The sequence below is a fragment of the Sporichthya sp. genome (assembly GCF_013815995.1).
In the GTDB taxonomy this organism is placed as follows: Bacteria; Actinomycetota; Actinomycetes; order Sporichthyales; family Sporichthyaceae; genus Sporichthya.
Window position 1 is genome coordinate 1 of the sequence record NZ_JACDFE010000173.1, and the last position, 6,098, is coordinate 6,098.

Here is a 6,098-nt window from a genome sequence, read left to right on the forward strand (position 1 = left end):
GAAGAGGTCCAGCACAGTCCCCGACGTCACCGTGATGGTGCCGGTGACGATCCCGGCCCGGCCGCCGGCGCCGCCCGAGGCTCCCGGGCCGCCGGTCCCGCCCCGGGCGGTCACCGTCACCGCGGTGACACCGGCGGGGACCTTGAACTGGACGGGGGAGTTGGACGGGGTGTTGTACAGGCAGGAGACCAGTTGCTCGTCGATCTGGGAGCAGGCCGACGGCAGGCCGGCGGGCGACGCGTCGGACTCGGCGACCGTCACGGCGGCGCACCCCAGCACGATCGCGAGCGCAAGGGGGCGAAAGACCGGGATCTCGGCGGCCACCTCGCGAAGGTAGCCGCCGAGATCCTCAGGACCGGGCGGGACACACCGGGCGCGCTCAGCCCTGCAAGAACTCCGTCACCATCGGGCCCACGACGTCGAGGCGCTCGAGCTGCGGGACGTGGGCCGCGCCGGACAGCACCTCGGCCCGCCCGCCGGTCAGGCGCGCGAAGTCCTGCGCGTAGTCCGGGGAGATGATCCCGTCCTTCTCGCCCCAGATCACCAGGGTGTCCGCGGTGATCCGGTGGATGCGGCGGTCCAGCCCGCGGTCCGGGATCGGCCACCAGTACTTGCCGGCCACGCCCATCGCCCACTGCAGGGCGATCAGCACTTCACCCATCGCTTCCGGATCGGTCGGCATCGCCAGCGCGGCCTGGGCCACCGGGCCGGTCGGGTCGGCGAACGCCGCGACGGCCAGCTCCGGGAGCTCGAGCAGGTAAGGGTTGTTGAACGCCCGCCCGTCGGTCCAGAGCCCGATCGGGCAGAGCAGGACGAGCTTGGAGACCCTCGCCGGGAACGTCGCCGCGAGGTCGCAGGCCACCATCCCGCCGAAGGAGTGCCCGATCACCGCTGCGGATTCGTCGACGCCGACCGCGTCGAGGATCTCGTCGTAGACCAGGGTCAGTTCGTAGTTGTCGGTGATGCTCTTGTGGGCGTCCGGCTCACCGGGCGCGGTCCCCGGCAGGTACGGCGCGTAGACGGTGTGGCTCTGGGCCAGCAGGTCCAGAAAGGGATCCCACTGCAGCCCGAGAACCGGGTGCAGGAAGACCACGGGCGGGCCGTCGCCGGCCACCAGGACCTGGGTGCGGACGTCGCCGCCCCAGACCTCGACGTTGCGGGTCTCGACGCTGTGAACCTGCGAGTGCTGCATCTCGTCGACTCCCTCAGACCGCTCGCGTCGCGCGGATCTTGACCGGCCACCAGTGGTTGACCCAGCCCTCGTCGTCCCAGACGTCGCGCAGCTTGGGCAGCACGTCCTGGCAGAACAGCGAGATCGACTCCTTGGTCAGCTCGTGCGGCATCGACCCGATGTGCTGAAGGGTCATCAGATTTCCGACCCGCAGGTCCTTGACCGCGCCGACCAGCTTGTCGGCGACGGTGGCCGGACTGCCCGCGATGACGATGTCCTTGTCGACGAAGTCCTTGTAGGAGAAGTTCTTGAAGTTCGCCATGATCTCCATCTGGCGGATCGCCGAACCGCTGCGGATGCCGTTGGCCAGGCTCGCGTGGTCCAGGTGCCCGGGCAGGCCCCACCACGGCAGCGGCACGTGCATGCACTTGTCGAAGAAGTAGCGAATGTGCTCCTTGAAGAGCTTCTCCGCCTGGGCATCGGTGTCCGCGACGCAGACCATCTGCGCGAAGCTGGCGCGGTACGGGTTACGGTCCAGGCCCTCCTCGTCGACGAAGGACCAGAAGCCGTCCATCACCTTCTTGCCCATCTGGGAGCCGAAGAAGCTGAGCATGGCGTAGTTGTGGTTGTGCTTGGCCGCGAACTTCCAGGTCGAGAGCGAGCCCAGGCCGGGAATCCAGACCGGCGGGTGCGGGTCCTGGATCGGGCGCGGCCAGACGTTGACCGAGGGCAGCTGGGTGTAGCGGCCGTTGAAGGCGAACGGCTCCCGGGACTGCCAGGCCTTCATGATCAGCTCGTACGCCTCGTAGTAGCGCTCGCGCTGCTCGATGGGTGGGATGCCCATGCACTGGTTGGCGTCCATCGAGGTGCCCGCCGGCATGCCCGCGATCAGCCGGCCGCCGGAGATGCAGTCGAGCATCGCGTACTCCTCGGCGATCCGGATCGCCGGTTGCGTGCTCGGCAGGGTGGACCCGATCTGCAGGATCCCGACGTCGAGGTGGTTGGTCAGGCGGGCCAGCGCCGTGCCCATCAGGTTGGGGTTCGGCATGAAGCCGTAGGCGTTCTGGTGGTGCTCGTTGACGCCGATCCCGTCGTAGCCGGACTCCGCGGCGTGGAGCAGCTCGTCGATCGACTGGTTGTAGTACCGCCCGGCCTGTTCGCCGTCGATCAGTTCGTGCCAGGGCGGGGTCACCCAGACCGACTTGTACCGGGTGGTGAAGTCCTCCGGGAGCTCCCGGTGTGGCATCAGGTGGACCATCGAGACCTTCATGACGTCTCCTCGCTGCGCTGCGGGCCGGCCGGGACCGACGCTATGCCGGGCGCGCCGCGTAGTCCACGCCCTCTTTCTGCCGGGGTACCGGTTGGCCCCGGTGGTAACGGGCAGCTAGTCCGTGTTGCTCCGGCCCCCGGCGACGATCCGCTGCACCCGGATTCCGATCGCCAGGAGAGGCACACCCATGACCACCATCGACGACAGAACCCTGTCCACGCTCGCCGGCCACCCCGTTCGGAGCACCCACGGCGCCAAGATCGGCAAGGTCGTCGACGTCTACGCCTCCGCCCAGGGGACCGGCACCTTCCTGTCCGTGTCCACCGGGCTGTTCGGTGGCGCCGCCAGCTTCGTTCCGCTGGAGCTGGCCACCATGGACGGCGACTGCGTCGTCGTGCCCTACGGCCACGACCTGGTCAAGGACGCGCCCCGCGTGGGAGCCGGCCACGCGCTCAGCGCCGCCGAGGAGGACCTGCTCTACTCCCACTACCAGCTCACCCCGCCCGACGGTCCCGACGAGATCGCCCCGCCGGTGCCGGAGTTCCGCGAACCCGCCGCAGCCGGCACCGACGACGCGATGACCCGCTCCGAGCAGCAGTTGACCGTCGGCACCTCCCGCCGCGAGTCCGGGCGCGCGCGGCTGCACAAGTACGTGGTGACGGAGACCGTGACCGCGACCGTCGCGGTCTCCCACGACGAGGTCCGGATCGAGCGCGAGGAGATTACCGAGACCAACCTCGCGCCCGCGATGGCCGGCCGGGACCTGACCGCGGCCGTGCACGAGGTCGTCCTCACCGAAGAGGTGGCCTTCTCCGGCAAGGTGACCGCGCCGGTGGAGCGCGTCCGGATGGTCACCGAAGAGGTCACCGAGCAGGTCACGGTGGCCGAGGACCTTGGCCGCGAGGTCATCGAGGTCGAGCGGACGAACTAGTAGCCATGGAGCCGACCGCACGGCACGCGCGGGCCACGCCGGACACCAACGTCGTCGACCTCGTCCTGCGCGAGGAGCGCCTGCAGACCGGAACGGTCTCTCAGGAAGCCGGCCGGGTCCGCGCGGTCACCCACATCGACGAGATCCTGTACGAGAACGCGGTGCCACGCACCGTCGAGCACGCGGACCTCGTTCGCGAACCCGCTGGCGACAACGACAGCGGGGAGGTGCTGACGCTCCCGGACGGCAGTCTGTCCATCCCGGTCTTCGAAGAGCAGATCGTGGTGACCAAACGCCTCGTCGTGCGGGAGCGGGTTCTCGTTCGCAAGCACACCGTCCAGGAGGAGCAACTCGTCACGGCCACCCTGAAGCGCGAACGCGTAGAGATCGAGACCTCGGGCGAGGTCCGCCTCGTCGACCCCGAGACGCGGCCTACGCTGCGGCCATGAGAGTCGGGGTGCCGCGCGAAGTCAAGGAACACGAATACCGGGTGGCGATCACCCCGGCCGGCGTCCACGAGTTCACCCGGCACGGCCACCAGGTGCTTCTCGAGCGCGACGCCGGGGCCGGCTCGTCGATCTCCGACGCCGACTTCGTCGCGGCCGGGGCCACCGTCCTGCCGACCGCGGACGACGTCTGGGCCACGGCCGACCTCGTCCTGAAGGTCAAGGAGCCCATCGCGCAGGAGTTCGGGCGGCTCCGGGCGGACCAGGTCCTGTTCACCTACCTGCACCTGGCCGCCTCCGAGGAGTGCACCAAGGCGCTGCTGGCCGCTGGGACCACCGCGATCGCCTACGAGACGGTCCAGCTGCCCGACGGCTCACTGCCGCTGCTGTACCCGATGAGCGAGGTCGCGGGCCGGCTCGCGCCGCTGGCCGGGGCGTACCACCTGATGCGCTCCGGGGGCGGGCGCGGCGTACTGATGGGCGGGGTCTCCGGGGTCTACGCCGCCAAGGTCGTCGTGATCGGCGCCGGGGTGGCCGGGATGAACGCCGCCGCGATCGCGATCGGCATGCAAGCCGAGGTGTTGCTGCTGGACAAGAACATCGCCAAGCTGCGCGAGGCCGACCGGATCTACCAGGGCCACGCCCAGACGGTGGCCTCGAACTCCTACGAGATCGAGAAGGCCGTGCTCGACGCCGACCTCGTCGTCGGCGCGGTTCTCGTGCCGGGCGCGAAGGCGCCGAAGTTGATCTCCAGCGACCTGGTGTCCCGGATGAAGCCGGGCACGGTGCTGGTCGACATCGCCATCGACCAGGGTGGCTGCTTCGAAGACTCCCGCCCGACCACGCACGGTGCCCCCACCTACGAGGTCCACGGCTCGATCTTCTACTGCGTCGCGAACATGCCTGGGGCGGTTCCCCACACCTCGACCTACGCCCTGACCAACGTGACGCTGCCCTACGCGTTGGAGATCGCCGACCTCGGCTGGCGCGACGCCGCCCGCCGGGACCCGGCGCTGGCGCTGGGGCTCAATACCCATGCCGGAGCGATCGTCTACGGCCCGGTCGCCGAGGCCCACGGGCTCGCCACCACGACCTTGGCCGGTGTCCTCTGACCTCCGCCCCGGCGCGCCGCCGCGGTTATGTCAGCTCGACCCGGTAGTTCTGGCCTGGTGAGTACCGATGTCGGCCTGGCCCTGCGCGGCTACCTCGACCACCTCACCGTCGAGCGGGGCCTGGCCACCAACACGCTGCTGTCCTACCGCCGCGACCTCAGGCGCTACGCCGGCGTGCTGCACCAGCGGGGGATCGCGGACGTCGCCGCGGTCACCGAGCAGGACGTCACCGATTTCCTGGCCCGGCTCCGCCAGGGCGACGCGGAGCACCCGCCGCTGTCCGCCAGCTCGGCCGCCCGGGCCGTCATCGCCGTCCGCGGGTTCCACAGGTTCGTCGTCCGCGAGGGCATGGCCACCGTCGACCCGGCCAAGCCGGTCCGCCCGCCCAAGCGCCCGCAGCGCCTGCCCAAGGCGATCCCGGTCGAGACCGTGCAGGCGCTCATCGAGGCAGCCGGCACCGGCTCCCGCACCGAGCTCACCACCCGCGACGCCGCCCTGCTCGAGTTTCTCTACGGCACCGGCGCGCGGATCTCCGAGGCGGTCGGTCTCGACGTCGACGACCTCGACCTGACCGAGCGCACCGTGCGGCTGCTCGGCAAGGGCGGCAAGCAGCGGATGGTCCCGTTGGGCAGCTTCGCGATCGAGGCCCTGGACCGGTACCTGGTGCAGGGCCGGCCGCTGCTCGCCGAGAACGGGACCGGGGGACCGGCGGTGTTCCTCAACGCCCGCGGCGGTCGGCTGTCCCGGCAGAGCGCCTGGTCGGTGATCGACGCCGCGAAGGAAGGTGCGGGAGTCGACGTCGAGGTCTCTCCGCACACCCTGCGGCACTCGTTCGCGACCCACCTGCTCGACGGCGGGGCCGACGTCCGCGTCGTGCAGGAGCTGCTCGGGCACGCGTCGGTGGCAACCACGCAGCTCTACACCCTGGTCACCGTCGAGCGGCTCCGCGAGGTCTACGCGAGCTCTCATCCCCGGGCCCGTCATTAGTCACACTGGCCTCAATAACCCCACCGGCACCACAATCCAAGGCCGTTGTCAAGGACCCTCGCGACACGCCGCGTCGGTGCCACGGAAGTGGCCCACGGGTGCGGGAATCTGAACGCGTGAACCGCACGGCGGACCGGCGAAGCCGGTGCGCGGAGAGAGCGGATCCGCACAGACGGGGGGG

6 protein-coding genes and 1 pseudogene are annotated in these 6,098 nt (G+C 70.2%); 4 read left to right on the forward strand and 3 right to left on the reverse strand.

Annotated features, from left to right (window positions below; genetic code table 11):
* From H0X00_RS17405 to H0X00_RS17415, 3 genes and pseudogenes are all read right to left on the reverse strand, one after another.
* A pseudogene (locus H0X00_RS17405) lies at positions 1–324 on the reverse strand (hypothetical protein); the annotation flags it as partial.
* Between the two features lie 55 nt (positions 325–379).
* Positions 380–1,192, reverse strand: a complete 813-nt coding sequence (locus H0X00_RS17410) for an alpha/beta fold hydrolase (RefSeq protein ID WP_293773334.1) — start codon at positions 1,190–1,192, stop codon at positions 380–382.
* Positions 1,193–1,205: 13 nt separating this feature from the next.
* Positions 1,206–2,441: an LLM class flavin-dependent oxidoreductase gene (locus tag H0X00_RS17415; protein ID WP_293773337.1), complete on the reverse strand. Its 1,236-nt coding sequence runs from the start codon at positions 2,439–2,441 to the stop codon at positions 1,206–1,208.
* A gap of 187 nt (positions 2,442–2,628) precedes the next feature.
* Here H0X00_RS17415 and H0X00_RS17420 point away from each other — a divergent pair, with 187 nt between their 5' ends.
* The 4 genes from H0X00_RS17420 to xerD are packed head-to-tail and all read left to right on the forward strand — an operon-like array spanning position 2,629 to position 5,917.
* Complete coding sequence (locus H0X00_RS17420; RefSeq protein ID WP_293773339.1) at positions 2,629–3,372, forward strand: YsnF/AvaK domain-containing protein; 744 nt, start codon at positions 2,629–2,631, stop codon at positions 3,370–3,372.
* Between the two features lie 5 nt (positions 3,373–3,377).
* On the forward strand, positions 3,378–3,821 hold the full coding sequence (locus H0X00_RS17425) for a YsnF/AvaK domain-containing protein (protein WP_293773341.1): 444 nt from the start codon (positions 3,378–3,380) through the stop codon (positions 3,819–3,821).
* Entirely contained in the window at positions 3,818–4,930 is a 1,113-nt protein-coding gene (gene ald, locus H0X00_RS17430) for an alanine dehydrogenase (RefSeq protein ID WP_293773343.1), read from the forward strand. Before H0X00_RS17425 ends, ald begins: the two co-directional genes overlap by 4 nt.
* Before the next feature lie 57 nt (positions 4,931–4,987).
* Positions 4,988–5,917: a site-specific tyrosine recombinase XerD gene (xerD, locus tag H0X00_RS17435; RefSeq protein WP_293773346.1), complete on the forward strand. Its 930-nt coding sequence runs from the start codon at positions 4,988–4,990 to the stop codon at positions 5,915–5,917.
* The last annotated feature ends 181 nt before the right edge of the window (positions 5,918–6,098 follow it).

Coding starts and splice junctions, on each gene's coding strand:
- ald (WP_293773343.1), top strand. CDS start 3,818: ATGAGAGTCGGGGTGCCGCGCGAAGTCAAGGAACACGAATACCGGGTG.
- H0X00_RS17410 (WP_293773334.1), bottom strand. CDS start 1,192: ATGCAGCACTCGCAGGTTCACAGCGTCGAGACCCGCAACGTCGAGGTC.
- H0X00_RS17425 (WP_293773341.1), top strand. CDS start 3,378: ATGGAGCCGACCGCACGGCACGCGCGGGCCACGCCGGACACCAACGTC.
- H0X00_RS17415 (WP_293773337.1), bottom strand. CDS start 2,441: ATGAAGGTCTCGATGGTCCACCTGATGCCACACCGGGAGCTCCCGGAG.
- H0X00_RS17420 (WP_293773339.1), top strand. CDS start 2,629: ATGACCACCATCGACGACAGAACCCTGTCCACGCTCGCCGGCCACCCC.